Source organism: Pseudomonas sp. MYb13 (assembly GCF_002980075.1).
Classification (GTDB): Bacteria; Pseudomonadota; Gammaproteobacteria; order Pseudomonadales; family Pseudomonadaceae; genus Aquipseudomonas; species Aquipseudomonas lurida.
This window is the reverse complement of sequence record NZ_PCQI01000004.1, coordinates 268,749-290,517: the sequence shown is the minus strand read 5'-3', so window position 1 is coordinate 290,517 and position 21,769 is coordinate 268,749. Positions and strand designations below refer to the sequence as shown.

17 protein-coding genes are annotated in these 21,769 nt (G+C 61.3%); 13 read left to right on the top strand and 4 right to left on the bottom strand.

Going from position 1 to position 21,769, the window contains the following annotated elements:
* Positions 1–317 precede the first annotated feature (317 nt).
* Positions 318–4,229, bottom strand: a complete 3,912-nt coding sequence (gene hrpA, locus CQ002_RS10635) for an ATP-dependent RNA helicase HrpA (RefSeq protein ID WP_105162674.1) — start codon at positions 4,227–4,229, stop codon at positions 318–320.
* A 583-nt stretch (positions 4,230–4,812) separates the two neighbouring features.
* Here hrpA and CQ002_RS10630 point away from each other — a divergent pair.
* Positions 4,813–5,373, top strand: coding sequence for a hypothetical protein (locus CQ002_RS10630; RefSeq protein WP_069077978.1), 561 nt, complete (start codon positions 4,813–4,815; stop codon positions 5,371–5,373).
* Positions 5,374–5,427: 54 nt separating this feature from the next.
* Here CQ002_RS10630 and aceK read toward each other — a convergent pair whose 3' ends face one another.
* Positions 5,428–7,143, bottom strand: coding sequence for a bifunctional isocitrate dehydrogenase kinase/phosphatase (gene aceK / locus CQ002_RS10625; protein ID WP_105162675.1), 1,716 nt, complete (start codon positions 7,141–7,143; stop codon positions 5,428–5,430).
* Positions 7,144–7,532: 389 nt separating this feature from the next.
* Between aceK and CQ002_RS10620 the strand changes: the two genes are divergently transcribed.
* Positions 7,533–9,158: a methyl-accepting chemotaxis protein gene (locus CQ002_RS10620; protein WP_034108127.1), complete on the top strand. Its 1,626-nt coding sequence runs from the start codon at positions 7,533–7,535 to the stop codon at positions 9,156–9,158.
* Between the two features lie 52 nt (positions 9,159–9,210).
* Positions 9,211–10,098, top strand: a complete 888-nt coding sequence (locus CQ002_RS10615; RefSeq protein ID WP_034108128.1) for a DMT family transporter — start codon at positions 9,211–9,213, stop codon at positions 10,096–10,098.
* Between the two features lie 73 nt (positions 10,099–10,171).
* On the opposite strand, the gene CQ002_RS10610 is transcribed toward CQ002_RS10615, so the two are convergent.
* The gene (locus tag CQ002_RS10610) at positions 10,172–11,032 is read right to left on the bottom strand and encodes a DMT family transporter (RefSeq protein ID WP_034108130.1); all 861 of its coding nucleotides are present in this window, start codon (positions 11,030–11,032) and stop codon (positions 10,172–10,174) included.
* Positions 11,033–11,441: 409 nt separating this feature from the next.
* On the opposite strand from CQ002_RS10610, the gene CQ002_RS10605 reads away from it, so the two are divergent.
* Complete coding sequence (locus CQ002_RS10605) at positions 11,442–12,233, top strand: CPBP family intramembrane glutamic endopeptidase (RefSeq protein WP_105162676.1); 792 nt, start codon at positions 11,442–11,444, stop codon at positions 12,231–12,233.
* A 98-nt stretch (positions 12,234–12,331) separates the two neighbouring features.
* Positions 12,332–13,897, top strand: coding sequence for a PAS domain-containing methyl-accepting chemotaxis protein (locus CQ002_RS10600; RefSeq protein ID WP_034108134.1), 1,566 nt, complete (start codon positions 12,332–12,334; stop codon positions 13,895–13,897).
* Positions 13,898–13,981: 84 nt separating this feature from the next.
* Here CQ002_RS10600 and CQ002_RS10595 read toward each other — a convergent pair whose 3' ends face one another.
* A complete protein-coding gene (locus CQ002_RS10595; RefSeq protein WP_105162677.1) occupies positions 13,982–14,674 on the bottom strand; it encodes an alpha/beta family hydrolase in 693 nt (230 codons plus the stop codon).
* 79 nt (positions 14,675–14,753) lie between these two features.
* Between CQ002_RS10595 and ccoN (CQ002_RS10590) the strand changes: the two genes are divergently transcribed.
* From ccoN (CQ002_RS10590) to ccoP (CQ002_RS10555), 8 genes are all read left to right on the top strand, one after another.
* Positions 14,754–16,178: a cytochrome-c oxidase, cbb3-type subunit I gene (ccoN, locus tag CQ002_RS10590; protein WP_034108138.1), complete on the top strand. Its 1,425-nt coding sequence runs from the start codon at positions 14,754–14,756 to the stop codon at positions 16,176–16,178.
* Between the two features lie 10 nt (positions 16,179–16,188).
* Positions 16,189–16,797 (top strand): cytochrome-c oxidase, cbb3-type subunit II, encoded by a 609-nt coding sequence (gene ccoO / locus CQ002_RS10585; protein ID WP_034108140.1) that lies wholly within the window; start codon positions 16,189–16,191, stop codon positions 16,795–16,797.
* A 3-nt stretch (positions 16,798–16,800) separates the two neighbouring features.
* Positions 16,801–17,001, top strand: coding sequence for a cbb3-type cytochrome c oxidase subunit 3 (locus CQ002_RS10580; protein WP_034108142.1), 201 nt, complete (start codon positions 16,801–16,803; stop codon positions 16,999–17,001).
* Positions 16,998–17,912 carry a cytochrome-c oxidase, cbb3-type subunit III gene (gene ccoP / locus CQ002_RS10575; RefSeq protein ID WP_034108144.1) on the top strand — a complete coding sequence of 305 codons (915 nt, stop codon included), beginning with the start codon at positions 16,998–17,000 and terminating at the stop codon, positions 17,910–17,912. The genes CQ002_RS10580 and ccoP (CQ002_RS10575) overlap by 4 nt, the downstream gene beginning before the upstream one ends.
* 418 nt (positions 17,913–18,330) lie before the next feature.
* Positions 18,331–19,773 (top strand): cytochrome-c oxidase, cbb3-type subunit I, encoded by a 1,443-nt coding sequence (ccoN, locus tag CQ002_RS10570; RefSeq protein WP_034108146.1) that lies wholly within the window; start codon positions 18,331–18,333, stop codon positions 19,771–19,773.
* On the top strand, positions 19,773–20,381 hold the full coding sequence (ccoO, locus tag CQ002_RS10565; protein ID WP_025854274.1) for a cytochrome-c oxidase, cbb3-type subunit II: 609 nt from the start codon (positions 19,773–19,775) through the stop codon (positions 20,379–20,381). The genes ccoN (CQ002_RS10570) and ccoO (CQ002_RS10565) overlap by 1 nt, the downstream gene beginning before the upstream one ends.
* Positions 20,382–20,386: 5 nt before the next feature.
* Positions 20,387–20,572 (top strand): CcoQ/FixQ family Cbb3-type cytochrome c oxidase assembly chaperone, encoded by a 186-nt coding sequence (locus tag CQ002_RS10560; protein WP_016775513.1) that lies wholly within the window; start codon positions 20,387–20,389, stop codon positions 20,570–20,572.
* A complete protein-coding gene (gene ccoP, locus CQ002_RS10555) occupies positions 20,569–21,546 on the top strand; it encodes a cytochrome-c oxidase, cbb3-type subunit III (RefSeq protein ID WP_034108149.1) in 978 nt (325 codons plus the stop codon). The genes CQ002_RS10560 and ccoP (CQ002_RS10555) overlap by 4 nt, the downstream gene beginning before the upstream one ends.
* The last annotated feature ends 223 nt before the right edge of the window (positions 21,547–21,769 follow it).

The window sequence follows — 21,769 nt, the reverse complement described above, 5'->3', positions numbered from 1 at the left end:
TAAATCTGTCAGGCAGAAGATATTGGTACCGTCGTACCAAACTGTAAGTAGTCCGATTCCGCACCGCGGACACCAAACTGGCATCGCTTTATTCCATCGCGTCGCAGCCCTTCACGACGATCCCGGCATTTATAACCGCGAAGTTTGCCACAAACCCCGGCATTTGGCGCCATCTCGCAGATGAGCCCATTTTAATGTGGGAGCGGGCTTGCTCGCGAAAGCGGCGCTTCAGTCACGCAGGTGTCAACTGAATGGCCGCATCACGAGCAAGCCCGCGCCTACACTGGACCTGCCTCGCCTGGGAAACCGGGAAAGGTTCAGGCCTCTACCAGGCTCCATTGCTTGCTCAGGCGCTTGTCGGAAATCGGCACCTTGGTCCCCAACTGCTGGGCAAACAATGACACCCGATATTCCTCCAACCACCAGCGATACAGCTCCAGCTGGGGATCGCGCTTGCCTTCCTGGGCATGTTTTTTCAAACGGTTTTCATACTGCGTCCACAGACCGCCCAGTTCGCCGCTCCACACCCGGTCTTTTTGCACCTGGCTGGGCAATTTCTCCAGGCGCAACTCGATGGCCTTGAGGTAACGCGGCAACTCCTTGAACCACTGCGCCGGCGTTTCCCGCACAAACCCTGGGTAGACCAGGTTGCTCAACTGCTGCTTGATGTCGTTCAACGCCACGGCCTGGGCCAGGTCGATCTTGCCTTTGAAGCGTTTTTGCAAGCCGTGCCAGAGTTTCAGCACCTCCAGGGTCAGGCGCGCCAGCCGTTCGGCGTGTTCTGTCCAACTGCCGCGCTTGCGCTCGGCCAAGGCCGCCAAACCGGCGCCGTCACGCGGCAGGCTGGCTTCGCCTTCCAACACGCACGTGTCGAGGCTGGCCAGCAGAATGTCTTCTACCAGCGCATCGATACGCCCCAGTTCGCGGTACATCAGCCCCAGTTCGGTCAGGCCCGGCAATTTGCCGCGCAGGAATTTCGCCGGTTCCGCCAGTTGCTTCATCAGCAGGCGCTGCAACGCACGGCGATGCTGGAATTCAGCCTCGGCGGCGGTGGAGAAGCGCCCTTCCTTGACCGTGCCATTGTCTTCCACCAGCGCCGGGTACACCGTCATCGACAGCCCGGCGATCTTCTGCTGCGTCTTTTCGGCCACCGCCGCAAATACCTTGGCTTCCACCGGCTGTTGGCTTTTCGCAGTCTGCGGCACGGCCAGCGCGGCCTGGCTGGCCTCGGCAAACCGCGCCGTCAGCTCAGCCAGGTCGCGGCCTTCGCCGAGGAACTTACCCTGGCCGTCGACCACTTCCAGGTTCATCTTCAGGTGGCTTTCGACCTGCTGCGCGGCTTCGTTCCAGGCCTCATCGCTGACCCGTGCCCCGGTCATGCGCAGCAGCTCGCGGCCCAGCGCCTGGGGCAACGAGCCCTGGCCGAATTCGATGCGTTGTAGGGCGGCCTTGACGAAGTCCGGCACCGGCACGAAATTCTTGCGCAGCGCCTTGGGCAGGTTGCGCACCAGGGCGATGCACTTGGCTTCGATCACCCCGGGCACCAGCCACTCCAGGCGCTCGGGCGGCAGCGCCGGCAGCAACGGTGCCGGCACGCGCAGGGTCACGCCGTCACGCGGGTGGTTGGGTTCGAAGTGGTAACTCAACGCCAGTTCCAGGTCGCCCAGGTGCAGGGTGTCCGGGTAATGCGCGGCGGTGACTTCACTGGCCTCGCGGACCAGCACGTCTTCCTCGCGCATGATCAGCAATTGCGGGTCTTTCTGGCTGTTGACCTTGTACCAGCTGTCGAAGGTCGCGGTCTGGTGAATCTCCGCCGGCAAACGCGCATCGTAGAAGGCGAACAGCGTTTCTTCATCCGCCAGGATATCGCGACGGCGCGCCTTGGCTTCCAGTTCGTCGAGTTGCTCCAGCAACTGCTGGTTGGCGGTGAGGCATTTAGCCCGCGATTGGATCTCGCCACGCACCAGGCCTTCGCGGATAAACAACTCGCGGGACACCACCGGGTCAATCGGCCCGTAATGCACCGGGCGACGGCCGACCACGATCAGCCCGAACAGGGTGATCTGCTCAAAGGCCACGACCTGGCCGCGTTTCTTCTCCCAGTGGGGCTCAAAGTGGTTTTTCTTGATCAGGTGCCCGGCCAGCGGCTCGATCCAGTCGGCGTCGATCTTGGCGACCATGCGCGCATACAGCTTGGTGGTCTCCACCAACTCGGCGGTCATCAACCATTGCGGACGCTTCTTGCCGATGCCCGACGAGGGATGAATCCAGAAACGCCGTTGACGCGCGCCAAGGTAATCGCCGTCTTCAGTCTTCTGGCCGATCTGGCTGAGCAGGCCGGACAACACCGCCTTGTGCAGTTTCGGGAAGTCCGCCGGCTCTTTGTTGACCGTCAACTGCATGTCGCGGCAGATCAGGCTCAACTGACGATGAGAATCACGCCACTCGCGCAGGCGCAGATAATTGAGGAAGTTCTTGCGACACCAGTTACGCAGCGGGCTGGCCGTCAGTTCCTGGCGCTGCTCTTCGAAACCGCGCCATAGATTGACCAAGCCGGCGAAATCCGAATCCGGGTCTTTCCATTGAGCATGAGCCTGGTCGGCGGCCTGTTGGCGCTCCGGCGGGCGCTCGCGTGGGTCCTGGATCGACATGGCGCTGGCGACGATCAGCACTTCCTGCAGGCTGCCGAGCTTGGCCGCTTCGAGCAACATGCGGCCCATGCGCGGGTCTACCGGCAGGCGCGCTAACTGACGGCCCAGCGGGGTGAGCTGGCTGTTGCGGTCAACCGCCGACAGCTCTTGCAGCAGGTTGAAACCGTCGCTGATGGCCTTGCCGTCCGGCGGCTCGATAAACGGGAAGTCGGTGATTTCGCCAAGGCGCAGGTGCAGCATCTGCAGGATCACGGCAGCGAGGTTGGTGCGCAGAATTTCCGGGTCGGTGAACTCCGGACGGCCGATAAAATCTTCCTCGCTGTACAAGCGGATGCAAATCCCCGGCTCGACCCGACCGCAGCGGCCTTTACGCTGATTGGCGCTGGCCTGGGAAATCGCCTCGATCGGCAGGCGCTGCACCTTGGCGCGGTAGCTGTAGCGGCTGATGCGCGCGGTACCGCTGTCGATCACATAACGAATGCCCGGCACGGTCAGCGAGGTCTCCGCGACGTTGGTCGCCAGCACCACGCGCCGGCCCGGATGGGACTGGAAAATGCGCTGCTGTTCGGCCGGCGACAGGCGTGCGTACAGCGGCAGGATCTCGGTGTGCTTGAGCTGGGCCTTGCGCAGCATGTCGGCGGCATCGCGGATCTCGCGCTCACCCGGCAAAAACACCAGCACATCGCCGGGGCTGCGTCGCTCGCTGCGCTCATAAGCCGCGATTTCGTCGAGGGTGGCAAGGATCGCCTGGTCAACCGTCAAGTCATCATCGACGCGGTTGCCCTCTTCGTCCTGCTCCAGGGTCAGCGGTCGGTACCAGGTGTCCACCGGGAAGGTACGGCCCGACACTTCCACAATGGGCGCATCGTCGAAATGCTTGGAGAAGCGCTCCAGGTCGATGGTCGCCGAGGTGATGATGACCTTCAGGTCCGGGCGACGCGGCAGCAGGGTTTTCAGGTAACCCAGCAGGAAGTCGATGTTCAGGCTGCGTTCGTGGGCTTCGTCGACGATGATCGTGTCGTAGCGTTCCAGGTAGCGGTCGTTCTGGGTTTCCGCCAGCAGGATACCGTCGGTCATCAGCTTGATCAGCGTGTTGGAATCGCTTTGGTCTTCGAAGCGCACCTGATAGCCGACCAGCGCGCCAAGCGGTGTCGCCAGCTCCTCGGCAACCCGGCTGGCCACGCTGCGTGCGGCGATACGGCGTGGCTGGGTGTGACCGATCAGGCCGAACTGGCCACGACCGATTTCCAGGCAGATCTTCGGCAACTGGGTGGTTTTACCCGAACCGGTCTCACCGGCAATGATCAGCACCTGGTGCTTGTTCAGTGCCTCTTTGATCTCATCGCGCTTGGCCGCAATCGGCAGGCTGTCGTCGTAGCGAATCACCGGCAGGCTGGCACGCCGCGCCGTGACCTGGGCACAGGACGCCTGCATGCGCGCGACCCACTGCGCCAGCTTTTCCTCGTCGGGCTTCTTGCGCAGCTCAAGCAGCTGCCGACGCAAGCGGTGGCGGTCGGCGAGCATGGCGTGATCGAGGTTTTTGAGAAGTTGGTCGATAGTGGGCGCTTGGTCGGTCATCAGGTCGGCAAAAGTCTTTTGGGTAAGGCAGGTGAGGCCTGCACAGCATTAATCGATTGGATCGGGGGATTGTCGCAGATTTCCACACGTTCGGAGACGCTCCATCACGATGCGATGGTTGCTGCGCCTACCGCCATAGCGACTTTTACTACAACGCTTAGGGCCCCATTCGTACTGTTGAAAAGCGAAAGTCCGATTTGATGGGTGAGGGAGTCAGGCTTCAATAAGTCTCCAGATACGTCTGGCCAATCAGAACATCCCCCCTTTGAAAGCGGAGCTTATTATGCCAATCGATTCTGTCACCTCGCGCCTGCCGAACTACCAGGACGCCATGCGGGCCCAACCGCGCTCGACAGGCACGTTGCCACCGCCGCGCTATGAGTTCGCTCCGGCCTATTCCGAAAAGCCGTCTTCTGCGCCCGCCCGCAGCCAAGTCTCTTCGGAGCCGGCAACCAACCTGAGGGCAAATAGAATCTCCAACTTCCACTCTACAAGCCAGGCAGTACGAGGAATGAATTTTATGAGCGGCCTTTGACTCGGCAGCCTTTGCCGAGACGACTGCTTCTAACTATGAGGATCTCGAATGCCAATTGACTCCCTCCGCTACAGCAACGCGTCTAACCGCTACGCGGACAAATACCAGAGCATTGCGCCTGAATCCAGTTCATCTCGAGGTTCTTGGATGCAGACCTCCAGCAGCTCTGGCGCATCGGCATCACTCGTCAACAAACAACCCTTTTCCGCGTTGAGCGCTGACAAACAAAAACAGCTCCATCAGACGAGGTTAAACAAAGATACCCTGGAAAACCTACCCACCCACTTCCCGAGTTCGGCCCTGCCTAAAACGGTTTATGAGCCGACCATCAACTTGATGAAAAAACGGATCGACAATCTCGAGTCCCGCCCTGAAAGCAAAAATCCGCTGACCATGCTGAAGCATTCCAGGGAAGACAAAAAACTCGATAAAGCGATTAATCAACACATGGGGACGCTGTACAAACAAGCGCGTGACGTTCAGCTCAATGGCACCAACCCAACCGACCGAAATCGTGCAAGCAACGTCACGGACCAGTTGACTGCCATGGGTCGAACGGACGCCTGGTTCAAAGACATACGCACAGAAAACCGCAAGGGCGGTGCCTAGCGTCAACCGCAAGTGCGACGTTGATGTTTTTCGCGCACAAGGCCCGCTCGCCCCTCAAGGGCGGGCGGGCTCTTTGCGCCGATACGGAAACACATCAATCACCTTCCCCGCCCTAATCGCCTCCTGCAGGCCCTTCCAGTAATCGGCGTTGTACAGCTCGCCATGCAACTCATCGAACAGCTTGCGCTGGCCGGCGTCGGCGAACAGGAACGGCGGGAATTCCTCGGGGAACACGTCCAGCGGGCCGATGGAGTACCAGGGCTCGGAGGCCATTTCATCCTCGGGGGTGCGCGGTGCCGGTATATGGCGGAAGTTGGCTTCGGTGAGAAAGCAGATTTCGTCGTAGTCGTAGAACACCACGCGGCCGTGTCGAGTGACGCCGAAGTTCTTCAGCAGCATATCGCCGGGGAAGATATTCGCCGCCGCCAATTGCTTGATCGCCAGGCCGTAGTCTTCCAGGGCATCGCGCACCTGGGCGGCGTTGGCATTGTCGAGGTAGAGGTTGAGCGGGGTCATGCGCCGTTCGGTCCAGCAGTGACGGATAAGGACGGTATCGCCTTCCACTTCGACGGTACCGGCAGCCACTTCCAATAACTCGGCCAGGCACTGCGGTTCAAACTTGCTCAGGGGGAAACGGAAGTCGGCGAACTCCTGGGTGTCGGCCATGCGCCCGACGCGATCGACGCTTTTAACCAGGCGGTATTTCTCGATCACCGTGGCGCGGTTAACGTTTTTCGACGGCGAAAAACGGTCCTTGATGATCTTGAACACCGTGTTGAAGCCCGGCAGGGTAAACACGCTCATGACCATGCCCCGTACGCCAGGGGCCATGATGAACTGATCGTCGGTGGTAGCCAGGTGGTTGATCAGCGCGCGGTAGAACTCCGACTTGCCGTGCTTGTAGAAACCAATGGAGGTATACAACTCGGCGATGTGCTTGCCCGGCAGGATGCGCTTGAGGAAGCCGATGAACTCCGCCGGCACCGGTACGTCGACCATGAAGTAAGAACGGGTGAACGAGAAGATGATCGACACATCGGCTTCATCGGTGATCAGCGCATCGATCTGGATACCCTGCCCTTCACGGTGCAACAGCGGAATCACCAGCGGCCATTGTTCGTCGCGGGTGTAGATGCGTCCTACGAGGTACGCGCCTTTATTACGGTAGAGCACCGAGGAAAACAGCTCGACCTTGAGGTCCGGGTCCTTGCACACCCAGTCCGGCAGGCTTTCGCGCAGCTGGCTTTCGAGGCGATTCAGGTCGACGGCCAGGTCCGCGTAGGGTTCGCTGAAACGGTAGTCGGCAAAGATCTGCACGAGCATTTCCGGGATTTTCCCGGTAGGCGTGTAGGTGCGCGTCTGTGCTGCCCGTGCGCGGCGCAGGCTGGGCCGGGTGGTGTGGACAAACATGCAGCCGTCGCTGATCAGGTCGTGACTGAACAGGCCGCAGAAGATCGAGTTGTACCAGGTCTCCGACAACTCATCGTCGAAGCGCAGGTCAATCAGGCCAATGTAGGCGCTTTTCACCAGCGGCCACACCTCAATGTCGAGTAACGCGGCGCCGTCGAAGTGCTCACGCAGGCGCGCGGTGACTTCGCTGACTTTTTCTTCGTAGAGGTTGATCCGTGCCGCAGACGCTGCCTGGCCCTGTTGCCACTGGGCCTTTTCAAAACGCTCGCGGGCGCCGTCGGTGATCTGGCGGAAGTGCTCACGGTAATCGTCGAAGCCATCGAGGATCATCTGGGCGACAGCGAGGGCGGACTGCGACATGCGGGAAACCTCTGCGGGCATCTGGAAGCCCTGAGCTTAGCCAGTGTGTCGGGGTAGGAGAAGGATCATTTTTTGTACGACCTTGTACAAGTTCGTTCATTTCGTAGATTTATTTTCAATGCTTGTAATTCGACCACCCGGTCAATAAATGTACCCTTGAGTATTACCGGGGTGCTCCTGCACGCCCTTAACGGCGGGCCCTGGCCGGTTGGGCAAGCGAATTGGCCGCCCTGTCGGCCTTGATGGTCCACCCAAGACTTTGGATCCAACTAAGGGAAACCCTGATTACCTCCTTGATGGCACTTTGATATATAGCGCGCCCTCTCCCACCCTAACAAGGTCAGAAGACCGATCCGGGAGCAGGTTCTAATCGCCTAAGGAGCATTGAGATGTCATTGAGGAACATGAGGATCGGCCTGCGTGCCAGTCTGAGTTTTGCGGTTTTGGCCAGCTTGCTGGTGATTGTGGGGATGTTTGGCCTGGGCCAGATGGCCAAGCTGCGGCAAAGCGCGCTGGTCATCGAAGAATCGTGGATGCCGAGCATCGAGAACATCCACGACAGCGCGGCCTACGTGGCCAGCATCCGCCTGGAGGCCTTGCGCCTGGCGACGACTGACGAGTCGCGGGTGCGCGACACCAGCAAAGCCCTGCTTACCCGCCAGCGTACTGAACTGCAAGGGCTACTGGAGCGCCACGAAACCTTGCTGAGCGGTGAGGCCGAGCGCGACTTGCTGAACACGTTGAAAGCCAATGTGACCACCTACCTCGCCATCGTGAACCAGATGATCGCCCTGGTGGACAAGGATCAGCAACAAGACGCCATCGACCTGCTCACCAGCCGCCTCGCCCCCCAAGGCACGGTCCTCAACCAGAGCCTGGAAGACCTGATCGTGTTCAACCAGAACGGCGTCGAAGCGGCGGCGGATTCGGCGGCGCAGATGTATTCCAGTGCCCAGTGGATCGTCGGCCTGATCATCGTCTTCGCACTGATCGCCACCTTGCTGCTCGCCTGGCTGCTGACCCGCAGCATCACTGCCCCGCTGGGCCAGGCCCTGATCGTGGCACGCACCATTGCCGGCGGCGACCTGAGCCAGCCGATCACTGTCGACGGCAAGGACGAACCCGCCCAATTGCTCACGGCCCTGGCCACCATGCAGACGCAATTGCAGGGCACCATCCGTGGCATCAGCGAGTCGGCGCAGCAACTGGCGTCGGCGGCCGAAGAAATGAGCTCGGTGATGGAACAAAGCACCCGTGGCCTGCAGGCGCAGAACGATGAGATCGAACAGGCCGCCACCGCCGTGACCGAAATGAGCGCGGCGGTGGACGAAGTCGCGGGCAATGCAGTGTCCAGCGCCGAGGCGTCCCAGGCGTCCGACGAGGACAGCAAGCACGGCCACTACCAGATCAGCGAAACCATCAGCTCGATCCAGAACCTGGTCGACGAAGTGCTCGGCGCCTCCAACAAGGCCGAAGGCCTGGCAGTCCAGGCCCAGGACATCAGCAAGGTGCTGGAAGTGATTCGTGGCATCGCCGGGCAGACCAACCTGCTGGCGCTCAACGCCGCCATCGAGGCAGCCCGCGCGGGTGAGGCCGGGCGTGGTTTTGCGGTGGTGGCCGATGAAGTGCGCTCCCTGGCGCAACGCACCCAGGACTCCACCGAAGAAATCGAGCAGATGATCACCGGTATCCAGCGCGGTACCCAAGACACCGTCGACGCCCTGAACAGCAGCGCCGAACACGCCGGCCAGACCTTGCAACGGGCCAACGGCGCCGGCAATGCCCTGGAAAAAATCACCGCCGCCATCTCGCAGATCAGCCAGCGCAACCTGGTGATCGCCAGCGCCGCCGAGCAGCAGGCGCTGGTGGCACGCGATGTGGATCGCAGCCTGGTGAACATCCGCGACCTGTCCACCCAGACCGCCGCCGGCGCCACCCAGACCTCGGCCGCCAGCCAGGAGCTGTCACGCCTGGCGGTGGACCTGAATGGGCTGGTGACGCGGTTTGTCCTGTAATCAGTGAAAGCGGCGTGCAACACTCGCCGCCTTATTGATAGAGGAGTGCTCCGTGAGACCTGTCGACACCTTGTACTTGCTGGGGCTCGCCGCCATCTGGGGCGCGAGCTTCCTGTTCATGCGAATCATCGCGCCGGAGATTGGCACGGTACCGACTGCGTTTTTCCGCGTGTCGATTGCCGCCGCCGGGTTGCTGGTGATCCTGGCGATGATGCGGGTGAGCTGGGATTTCCAGGGCAAGTTCAAGACGGTACTGCTCTTGGGGGTGATCAACTCCGGGATTCCGGCGACCATGTATTCGGTGGCCGCCCAAGTGCTGCCAGCGGGTTACTCGGCGATCTTCAATGCGACCACGCCGTTGATGGGTGTACTGATTGGCGGGTTGTTCTTCAGCGAACGCCTGACCCCGTCGAAAGTCGCCGGGGTATGCCTGGGGCTGTTGGGCGTGGGTGTGCTGACCCGCGCGGGGCCGGTAGCGTTTGACCTGGAATTGTTGATGGGCGCGCTGGCCTGTTTGCTAGCGACCACGTGCTACGGCTTTGCCGGGTTCCTCGCACGGCGCTGGCTGGATCAGCGTGGTGGTTTGGACAGTCGCCTGTCAGCCCTGGGCAGCATGCTCGGGGCTACGTTGTTCCTGCTGCCGTTCTTTGCCTACAGCGCCATCAGCCAGCCGCCCGCCAGTTGGGGTGGGTGGCAGGTGTGGTTATCGCTGCTGGGGTTGGGGCTGGTATGCACGGCGTTTGCCTACATTCTTTACTTCCGATTGCTGTCGTCCATCGGGCCGGTCAAGTCGATGACCGTGACCTTCATGATTCCGCCATTTGGCGTGCTGTGGGGCGCATTGCTGCTGGATGAGCCGTTGTCGATGGCGCATCTGTATGGCGGGGTGTTGATTGCAGGGGCGTTGTGGCTGGTGTTGCGGCCGAAAAAACCCCTGTAGGCGGTTGGCTTGCCGGTGATGGCGTTCTTGCGGACGCTATCGCCGGCAAGCCGGGTGCCTACAGGGAGGTGTATCAGCCCTTGCGGAAGACAAATACCAACCCGATGATGATCAACCCCATCCCCAGCAGGCTCAGCATCGCGAGCTTGTTGCCGAAGATCAGGTAGTCCATCACCGCCGTCACCGCCGGCACCAGGTAAAACAGACTGGTGACATTCACCAGGTTGCCTCGGGCGATCAGGCGGTACAGCAATAGCGTGGCCAGCAACGACACCACCAACCCCATCCACAGCACGGGCAGGTAAAAACCGCTGGCGTGCTCAAAGTGGAACGGCTGGAACGGCACGAACACCGAGCACATCACCAGCCCTGCCAGGTATTGCACCGGCAGCGTGCCCAGGGGGTTGTCGGTGATGCGCTTCTGCATGATCGAACCCAACGTCATGCTGGCCAGGGCCAGCAGGCCGAACAGCATGCCCGCCAGGGACATGCCGGATAAACCGATGCCCTGGTAGACCACCATGATCAGCCCCGCCAACCCAAGGCCCAGGCCGAACACGCGGCGCAGCGAGCGCTGGCGTTCTATCAGCACCACGGTGAGGATCGGCTGCACGCCCATGAGGGTTGCCATCACGCCGGGGGTGACGTTGAGGTCCAGGGCCAGCAGATAAAAAATCTGATAAGCCCCCAACAACACCAACCCGGTCGCCGCCGCATACAGCAGGGGCTTGCCGGGGCGCGGCAGTTTCAGCTTGAGGATCGGTACCAGCACCACCAGACCTGCAAGGGCAATGGCAAAGCGGATCAACAGGAACGCAAAGGGAGACGCGTGGGCCAGGCCCCATTTGGAGAAGATCGCCCCGCTGCTCCACAGCAGGACGAACAGGCTCGTCGAGGCCGCCGCGGCCACGGATTGTTTCGAAAGAACAGACATGGTTACCACCTGTCATCAGGCAAGAAAGCCAATTCAGCAGACGCTGAAACTCAGTAGGTTTTTTTCAGGCGGGCAGACGGGAACAGCGATTCGCTGATCAGCCCGAAATGCCAACACCCGGCGGTGATACGACTGCGTACACCGGCGTGCTACTGACAGGTGGGGGGTAGTGACTGATCTGCGCAGGCTGCTTTTCCCCGCACGGCACGACCACGGCGCTGACCGCTGAATCGACTACCGCTATGCGCTGGAGAGCTGGCATGGGCTGATCTTGTGTGAAGGGATGAAGAGGCTCGGACTATAACCAGCCGTGGATAGGTTTTGCAATCACCCTGGGTGGAGGAGTTTTCATGTGGGTCCTGCAGGGCGCGTCGCTATAATGCCGCCCAGTTTTTTCCAAGGATTTCTCATGATCGCATTGCCCTGGCTGTACCTGGTGCTTCTTTCCATCGGCTATGGACTGGCCCTGGCCTACGGGCAACTGGGGGCGCTGGCATGGGTGTCTATCGCCCTGCTGTTGCTCGCCGGGTACGCCGTCCGCCAGCAGCGCACGCCTTGGGCGCGCTACGTCGGCCACGGTTTGTTTATCGTACTGGCCCTGAGCCTGGCGATGCACTGGCTGCCGGGTTTCTACAATGGCCGCGGCATTGCCCCGCAACGCTTCACCGACGATGCCGTGCCCTTCTCGATGTACCTGAACCAGGACAAACCGCTGATTGGCTTCTGGCTGTTGCTGGCCTGCCCGTGGATTGTGGCGCGGCGCTCGCTACGCCTGTCCATCTGCGTGGCGGCCCTGGCCCTGACCCTCACCGCCATCGCCGCCCTGGGCGGTGCAGCCTTGCTGGGAATGATCACCTGGGCGCCGAAATGGCCCGAACAGGCCTGGCTGTGGGTGCTCAATAACCTGCTGCTGGTGACGCTGGTCGAAGAAGCCCTGTTCCGTGGGTATGTCCAGGGCGGCCTGAGCCAGCGCTTCAAACACCTGCCTTACGGCGAGAACCTGGCGCTGCTGCTGGCCTCACTGCTGTTCGGCCTGGTGCACCTCGGCGCGGGCTGGCACTGGGTGCTGCTGGCGAGCATCGCCGGGGTGGGTTATGGCCTGGCCTATCGCTTTGGCGGCCTGGGCGCGGCGGTGGCGACGCACTTTGGTTTGAATCTGCTTCACTTCGGTTTGTTTACGTACCCGATGCTGACCGGGTGACCCCGTTCCTGCATGGACAGCGCGATTGTTGCAAATTTAAGTTAAATAAACCGCCGTTCTTGCCGATACCCCTTGAAAGCCTTGCGGATTGAACAATCATGCGTAATAACCAACCCGTTACCCAGCGCGAACGTACCTTCCCCGCTCAGCAACGGTTGATCTCCACCACTGATGCCAAAGGCGTGATCACCTACTGCAACGACGCCTTTGTCGAGATCAGTGGGTTCTCCCGCGACGAACTGGTGCGTGCCCCGCACAACCTGGTGCGTCACCCGGATGTTCCGCCGGCGGTGTTCGCGCACATGTGGTCAACGCTCAAACAAGGCTTGCCATGGATGGGCATTGTCAAGAATCGCTGCAAGAGCGGTGATCACTACTGGGTCAACGCCTACGTGACGCCGGTCTTCGAAGGCAATCAGGTCGTCGGCTACGAATCGGTGCGCATCAAGCCCACTGCCGAGCAGATCCGCCGCGCCGAAGCGCTCTACCGCCGCATCAACCAGGGCAAGTCGGCGATCCCCCAGCGCGACAAGTGGCTGCCGGTGTTGCAGGACTGGCTGCCGTTTATCCTGGTGAGCCAATTGAGCTTCATGATCGGTGCGTCGCTCAACTCCCACTGGGGCTTTGCCCTGGCGGCGGGGTTGTCAGTGCCATTGGGCCTGCTGGGCCTGAGTTGGCAACAGCGCGGCCTCAAGCGCCTGCTGCGCCTGGCCGAGCAGACCACCTCCGACCCATTGATCGCGCAGATGTACACCGACAGCCGGGGCGCCCAGGCGCGTTTGGAAATGTCGATCCTCAGCCAGGAAGCACGCCTGAAAACCTGCCTCACACGCTTGCAGGATACGGCCGAACACCTCAACGACCAGGCCGCGCAGTCCAACACCCTGGCGCATAACAGCTCCAGCGGCCTGGAACGCCAGCGCGTGGAGACCGAACAGGTGGCCACCGCCGTCAACCAGATGGCGGCCACCACCCAGGAAGTCGCCAGCCATGTGCAGCGCACCGCCGATGCCACCCAGGAAGCCAATCGCCTGACCGGTCGCGGCCGCGATATCGCCGGGGAAACCCGCGAAGCGATCCAGCGTCTGTCGGTGGCCGTGGGCGAGACGGGCGTGACCGTCACCCAACTGGCCAAGGACAGCGATGAAATTGGTGGCGTGGTCGATGTGATCAAAGGCATTGCCGACCAGACCAACCTGCTGGCGCTCAACGCCGCCATTGAAGCCGCGCGTGCCGGCGAGATGGGCCGTGGGTTTGCGGTCGTTGCTGACGAAGTCCGTCAATTGGCGCAGCGCACCGCTGAATCGACCGGGCAGATCCATGCCCTGATCGCCAAGCTGCAACAGACGGCCGCTGCCGCCGTGCAAACCATGGACGCCGGGCATCGCCAGGCCGAAGAAGGCGTGGCGCGGGTGATGGAGGCGGATCAGGCGCTGGTGGGAATCAGCGAAGCGGTGGCGCACATCACCGACATGACCACCCAGATCGCCGCCGCGACTGAAGAGCAAAGCTCAGTGGCCGAAGAGATCAGCCGTAACATCAGCACCATTGCATTGCTGGCGGACCAGACGTCGGAACAGGCGATGAACTCGGCGCAGTTGAGTGAAGAGCTGACCCATACGGCGAATACCCAGTATTCGCTGGTGGAGCGGTTTAACCGGTAGACCGCTTTCGCGAGCAAGCCCGCTCCCACATTTGAATGCATTCACACATCAAAATGTGGGAGCGGGCTTGCTCGCGAAGGGTCCCTAACAGGCGCCGAGAAACTCAGCGACCTTCACCGCCGCAGCCGCCAAATGCTGCTCATGCGTAAACCCCGACGCCTTCAATGGCTTCAAGTCATGATCCCCCGCCACCAACCACATTACCTCGATGCTCGGCGATAACACATACCCCTCCACCGTCGCCCGATTGCCCAGGGCATCGCGCTCGCCCTGCACAATCAAGGTCGGCGTCTTCAACCCAGCCAGGTGCTCGACCCGTGGCTTCTCCGGCTCGCCCACGGCATAGAATGGATACCCCAGGCACACCAACCCATCGGCGCCCACTTCATCGGCCAACAAACTGGCCATGCGCCCGCCCATGGACTTGCCGCCAATCGCCAGTTTCCCAGCGACATGACGTCGCACCTCGGCAACCACCTCGCGCCAGGCGTCCAGCAGTTTAGGCGCCGGATTCGGCGGGCGTTTGCCGCCGTCCGCCCGGCGTTGGGCCATGTAGGGAAACTCGAAGCGCAACACGTTCACGCCATGCCCGGCAAGGCGTGCAGCCATGTCGTCCATGAAGCCTGAGTCCATCGGTGCGCCGGCGCCGTGGGCAAGGATCAACGTCACCGGCGCGCCCTTCGCAGCAGTCGATGCGGCATCCCACAACCAGCCCCGTTCCCGCACACACTGCGCCCATTGATCCCCGTCAATACTGGCCTTGTGCTCTTTGCCCATGCTTGCCTCGCTTTTTAGTCTGCCTATAACTCCAGCCCAAGTGCCGCATTTGCTTGGGTTGAACCGTGGATGGGGAACCATGAACACTACTTTAAGTACCGCCTATAACTACAAGGTGGTCCGCCAATTCGCCATTATGACGGTGGTGTGGGGCATCGTCGGCATGGGGCTCGGGGTTTTTCTCGCCGCCCAATTGGTCTGGCCTGCACTCAACTTCGATTTGCCCTGGACCAGCTTCGGCCGCCTGCGCCCGTTGCACACCAACGCCGTGATCTTCGCCTTCGGTGGCTGCGCGCTGTTCGCCAGCTCCTTCTACTCGGTACAACGCACCTGCCAGGCGCAGCTGTTCGCGCCGAAAATCGCCGCGTTCTGCTTCTGGGGCTGGCAGCTTGTCATTCTCCTGGCCGCCATCTCGTTGCCACTGGGCTACACCAGTTCCAAGGAGTACGCCGAGCTGGAGTGGCCGATCGACATCCTGATCACCATCGTCTGGGTCGCCTACGCCATCGTGTTCTTTGGCACGATCATGAAGCGCAACACCAAGCACATCTACGTCGGGAACTGGTTCTTCGGTGCGTTCATCATCACCGTGGCCATCCTGCATATCGTCAACAACCTGGAAATCCCGGTCAGCCTGACCAAGTCCTACTCCCTCTATGGCGGTGCGACGGATGCCATGGTGCAGTGGTGGTATGGGCACAACGCGGTAGGCTTTTTCCTCACCGCCGGCTTCCTGGGGATGATGTATTACTTCGTGCCCAAGCAGGCCGAGCGTCCGGTGTATTCCTATCGTTTGTCCATCGTGCACTTCTGGGCGCTGATCACCCTGTACATCTGGGCCGGCCCCCACCACTTGCACTACACCGCGCTGCCGGACTGGGCGCAGTCGCTGGGCATGGTGATGTCGCTGGTGCTGCTGGCCCCGAGCTGGGGCGGCATGATCAACGGCATGATGACGCTCTCGGGCGCCTGGCATAAGTTGCGCAGCGACCCGATCCTGCGCTTTCTCGTCGTCTCGCTGGCCTTCTATGGCATGTCGACGTTCGAAGGCCCGATGATGGCGATCAAGACCGTCAACGCCCTCTCCCACTACACCGACTGGACCATCGGCCACGTCCACGCTGGCGCCCTCGGCTGGGTGGCGATGATCTCCATCGGCGCGCTGTACCACATGATCCCGAAAGTCTTCGGTCGCGAGCAGATGTACAGCCTCGGCCTGATCAACGCGCACTTCTGGCTGGCCACCATCGGCACCGTGCTCTACATCGCCTCGATGTGGGTCAACGGCATCGCCCAGGGCCTGATGTGGCGTGCGGTCAACGAAGACGGCACCTTGACCTACTCCTTCGTCGAAACCCTGGTGGCCAGCCACCCAGGCTTCATCGTGCGGCTGGTGGGCGGTGCGGTGTTCCTCAGCGGCATGTTCCTGATGGCTTACAACACGTGGCGCACCGTGCGTTCGGCGCAGCCAGTCGAAGCCGCCACCACTGCGCAGCTGGCCTGAGGAGTCTGAGATGAAACACGAAACGATTGAAAAGAACGTCGGCCTGTTGATGTTGCTGATGGTGCTCGCCGTGAGCATCGGCGGCCTGACCCAGATTGTCCCGCTGTTCTTCCAGGACGTGACCAATAAGCCGGTGGAAGGCATGAAACCCTACACCGCGCTGCAACTGGAAGGCCGTGACATCTACATCCGCGAAGGCTGCGTACAGTGCCACTCGCAGATGATCCGCCCGTTCCGCGCCGAGACCGAGCGCTACGGCCACTACTCGGTCGCCGGCGAGAGCGTGTGGGACCACCCGTTCCTGTGGGGCTCCAAGCGCACCGGTCCGGACCTGGCGCGCGTCGGCGCACGCTACTCGGACGACTGGCACCGCGCGCACTTGTACAACCCGCGCAATGTGGTGCCGGAGTCGAAAATGCCAGCCTACCCGTGGTTGGTCACCGCCCAGGTCGACAGCAGCCACACCGAGACCAAGTTGAAAGTGATGCGCACCCTCGGCGTGCCGTACACCGACGACGACATCAGCGGCGCCGTAGCCAGCCTCAAGGGCAAGACCGAGATGGACGCGCTGGTGTCGTACCTGCAAGTGCTCGGCACAGCCATCAAGAGCAAGAGGTGAACCATGGGATTTGACTTCGATGCGGGCACCCTCCGCGGCCTCGGCACGCTGGTGGTCGCCATCGCCTTTATCGGCTTGTCGCTGTGGGTGTTCAACAGCCGGCGCAATGCGGAATTCGAGCAGGCACGCCTGCTGCCCTTCGCCGATGAACCCTCTCCATCCGACGCTCAAGAAGAGCCTGCAATAAGGAGCACTCGGCCATGACCCTATTCTGGAGTACATGGATCTGCGTACTGACCCTCGGCAGCCTGATCGGCTTGACCTGGCTTTTGATCGGCACCCGCAAGGGCGAGACCAAAGGCAGCGTCGACCAGACCATGGGCCATGCCTTCGACGGTATCGAGGAATATGACAACCCGCTGCCCCAGTGGTGGTTCATGCTGTTCGCCGGCACCCTGGTGTTTGCGGTCGGCTACCTGATCCTCTACCCGGGCCTGGGCAACTGGAAAGGCGTGTTGCCAGGCTATGAAGACGGTTGGACCCAGACCAAGGAATGGGACAAGGAAATGGCCAAGGCCGACGCCAGGTTCGGGCCGATCTTCGCCAAATTCTCGGCCATGCCCGTGGAAGAAGTCGCCAAGGACCCGCAAGCGCTGAAAATGGGCGGTCGCCTGTTTGCCTCCAACTGCGCGGTGTGCCACGGCTCGGACGCCAAGGGCGCGTTTGGTTTCCCGAACCTGGCGGACAACATCTGGCGCTGGGGGGGTTCGGCCGAGGCGATCAAGACCACCATCCTGAACGGCCGTCATGCGGCGATGCCGGCCTGGGGTGACATGCTCGGCGACGAAGGCGTGAAGAACGTCGCCGCCTATGTACGCCACGATCTGGCCAAGCTGCCCCTGCCGGCTGACAGCACTGCCGACCTGGCGGCTGGCCAGACTGCATTCAACACCACCTGTGTTGCCTGCCACGGTCCGGAAGGCCACGGCATGGAAGCCATGGGGGCGCCCGACCTGACCAAGCCGGCCGGCTACATCTACGGCACCAGCCTCGCGCAGTTGCAGCAGACCATCCGTCACGGTCGCCAGGGCCAGATGCCAGCGCAGGAAGCGCTGCAAGGCAATGACAAGGTGCACCTGCTCGCGGCTTACGTGTATAGCCTGACCCATCAATAGCAGCAGGTGAGCGGCAAGATTTAAGCGTCAAGCTGCAAGTGACGAGCCCCCCGCTCTGATCTTGCAGTTGCTTTTACGTGCAGCTTGCAGCTTGAAACATCCCACCGCCGCTCTGCGGCCCTTTGTCACACCCTTCCAAAGCACACCTTTCCCCCCCTCACTTTCGGGTCTACGCTTGTTCCCACAGCGGACCAATCCTGGCGTACGCGACGACATTCGTTGCGACCCCAAAATTTTCCTGTCCACTCGATCAGCTTTCGATTTCTGATTTTGTCCCTACGCAAAACATGGAAAGGGCGCAGAATCTGGCGTGGAACGCATTGATACAGGTCAGCCATTGCGTTGCAATGGCCCCTCGCTTTCTACATACTTGCGGCCGATTTTACCTATAAAAAAACCTAAACCGTGGAACCTTAGAATGAGCACAGCAATCAGTCCGACTGCTTATAACTATAAGGTAGTCCGCCAGTTCGCCATCATGACGGTGGTCTGGGGGATCCTTGGCATGGGGCTCGGGGTGTTCATCGCCTCGCAACTGGTTTGGCCGGAATTGAATTTCGGCTTGCCATGGACGACCTTCGGTCGCCTGCGCCCGCTGCACACCAACCTGGTGATCTTTGCCTTCGGTGGATGTGCCCTGTTTGCCACCTCCTACTATGTCGTGCAGCGAACCTGCCAGACGCGACTGATCTCCGACAGCCTCGCGGCCTTCACCTTCTGGGGCTGGCAAGCGGTCATCGTGAGCGCCATCGTCACCCTGCCACTGGGGTACACCACCACCAAGGAATACGCCGAGCTGGAATGGCCGATCGCCATTTTGCTCGCCATCGTGTGGGTGACCTATGCCGTGGTGTTCTTCGGCACCATCGTCAAGCGCAAGACCAAGCACATCTACGTGGGCAACTGGTTCTACGGCGCCTTTATCCTGGTGACGGCGATGCTGCACATCGTCAACCACGCTTCGTTGCCGGTGAACCTGTTCAAGTCCTACTCGGCCTACGCCGGGGCCACGGACGCGATGATCCAGTGGTGGTACGGCCACAACGCCGTCGGGTTTTTCCTGACCACCGGTTTCCTGGGGATGATGTATTACTTCGTGCCGAAACAGGCCGAACGTCCTATCTACTCGTATCGCCTGTCCATCGTGCACTTCTGGGCGCTGATCACCCTGTACATCTGGGCCGGCCCGCACCACTTGCACTACACCGCGCTGCCGGACTGGGCGCAGTCCCTGGGCATGGCCATGTCGATCATCCTGCTGGCCCCGAGCTGGGGCGGCATGATCAACGGCATGATGACCCTGTCGGGCGCCTGGCATAAGCTGCGCACCGACCCGATCCTGCGCTTCCTGGTGGTGTCCCTGGCGTTCTACGGCATGTCGACCTTCGAAGGGCCGATGATGGCCATCAAGACTGTCAACTCGCTGTCCCACTACACCGACTGGACCATCGGCCACGTACACGCCGGCGCCCTCGGTTGGGTGGCGATGATCTCCATCGGCGCGCTGTACCACATGATCCCCAAACTGTTCGGCCGAGCGCAGATGCACAGCGTCGGGCTGATCAACACCCACTTCTGGCTGGCAACCATCGGTACCGTGCTCTATATCGCCTCGATGTGGGTCAACGGCATCACCCAAGGCCTGATGTGGCGTGCGATCAACGATGACGGCACCCTCACCTACTCCTTCGTCGAAGCGCTGCAAGCCAGCCACCCGGGCTACATCGTCCGCGCCCTGGGCGGTGCGTTCTTTGCCGCCGGCATGCTGTTCATGGCCTACAACGTCTGGCGCACCGTGCGTGCTTCCGACCCTGCAGAAGCCGAAGCCGCCGCCAAGATCGCCGTTGTGGGAGCCCACTGATGAAGCATGAAGTAGTCGAGAAGAATATCGGCCTGCTGGCCTTCTTCATGGTCATCGCCGTGAGTATCGGCGGCCTGACCCAGATCGTTCCGCTGTTTTTCCAGGACGTGACCAACAAGCCGGTGGAGGGCATGAAGCCGCGCACCGCCCTTGAACTGGAAGGCCGCGACGTCTACATCGCCAACGGTTGTGTCGGCTGCCACTCGCAGATGATCCGTCCGTTCCGTGCAGAAACCGAACGCTACGGCCATTACTCGGTCGCCGGTGAAAGCGTATGGGACCACCCGTTCCTGTGGGGCTCCAAGCGGACCGGCCCGGACCTGGCCCGTGTCGGCGGGCGTTATTCCGATGACTGGCAACGTGCGCACTTGTACAACCCGCGCAACGTCGTGCCCGAGTCGAAGATGCCGGCGTACCCGTTCCTCGTGGAAAACAAGCTCGACGGCAAGGACACCGCGAAGAAGATGGAAGTCTTGCGCACCCTGGGCGTGCCCTACACCGACGAAGACATCGCCGGTGCAGCCGCCGCCGTGAAGGGCAAGACCGAAATGGACGCATTGGTGGCCTACCTGCAAGGCCTGGGCACCCTCATCAAAAGCAAACGGTGACCTACATGGATATCGGGATGATTCGAGGCCTGGGCACCGTTGTGGTGATGGTGGCCTTTATCGGCCTGGCGTTGTGGGTGTTCAGCCCCAAGCGCAAGTCGGAGTTTGACGACGCGACCATGCTGCCCTTTGCGGATGATCCCGAAGCCATCAAGCACGTCGAGCAAGCTTCTAGGAGTAACAAAGAATGACTACGTTCTGGAGTCTGTACGTCACAGTCCTCAGTCTGGGTACCATCTTCGCCCTGACCTGGCTGCTGCTGTCCACCCGCAAGGGCCAGCGCGCCGAGCAAACCGACGAAACCGTCGGCCACTCCTTCGACGGCATCGAGGAGTACGACAACCCGCTGCCCAAGTGGTGGTTCATGCTGTTCGTCGGCACCATCATCTTCGCCCTCGGCTACCTGGCGCTGTACCCTGGCCTGGGCAACTGGAAAGGCCTGCTGCCGGGCTACGGCTACCTCGACAACGACAAGCAAACCCCCTTCGCCAATGGCCAGACCGGCTGGACAGGCGTGCACGAATGGGAAAAGGAAATGGCCAGGTCGGACGCCAAGTTCGGCCCGATCTTTGCCAAATTCGCCTCGATGCCGATTGAAGAAGTGGCCAAGGACCCGCAAGCCCTGAAGATGGGTGGCCGCCTGTTCGCCTCCAACTGCTCGGTGTGCCACGGTTCCGACGCCAAGGGCGCCTATGGCTTCCCTAACCTGACCGATGCCGACTGGCGTTGGGGTGGCGAGCCGGCCACCATCAAGGAAACCATCATGAAGGGCCGCCACGCGGTCATGCCAGCCTGGCTGGATATCCTCAAGGAACAAGGCGTCAGCGATGTGGCCGCGTTCGTCGTCACCAACCTCGACGGCCGCAAGCTGCCGGAAGGCGTCAAGGCGGACGTTGCCAACGGTGAGAAACTCTTCGCCGCCAACTGCGTGGCCTGCCACGGCCCGGCCGGCAAAGGCACCCCCGCCATGGGCGCCCCCGACCTGACCCACCCGGGCGCCTTCATCTACGGTTCCAGCTTCGCCCAACTGCAGCAGACCATCCGTTGGGGCCGCCAGGGCCAGATGCCTGCGCAGGAGCAACTGCAAGGGAACGACAAGGTGCACTTGCTGGCCGCGTATGTTTACAGCTTGTCCCATGGGGATAAGAAGGCCGAAGAGCAGTAAGACAAACGGCAATGAAAACCGGCCTTGCCAGCGGTAGCTGGCAGGGTCTTTTTTTGAAGACACCACAGACCCACATTTGCCTGGCTTTGTTTTAAGCAACCGAGGCTCTGCCGCCCACCACAACCGCCAAAACCGTCCATACTTCCCAAGTCAATTGATCCAGATCACATACACCATCAATTAATTTCCCCCAACGCGACCAAAGGTCGCACCCTTTGCGCAG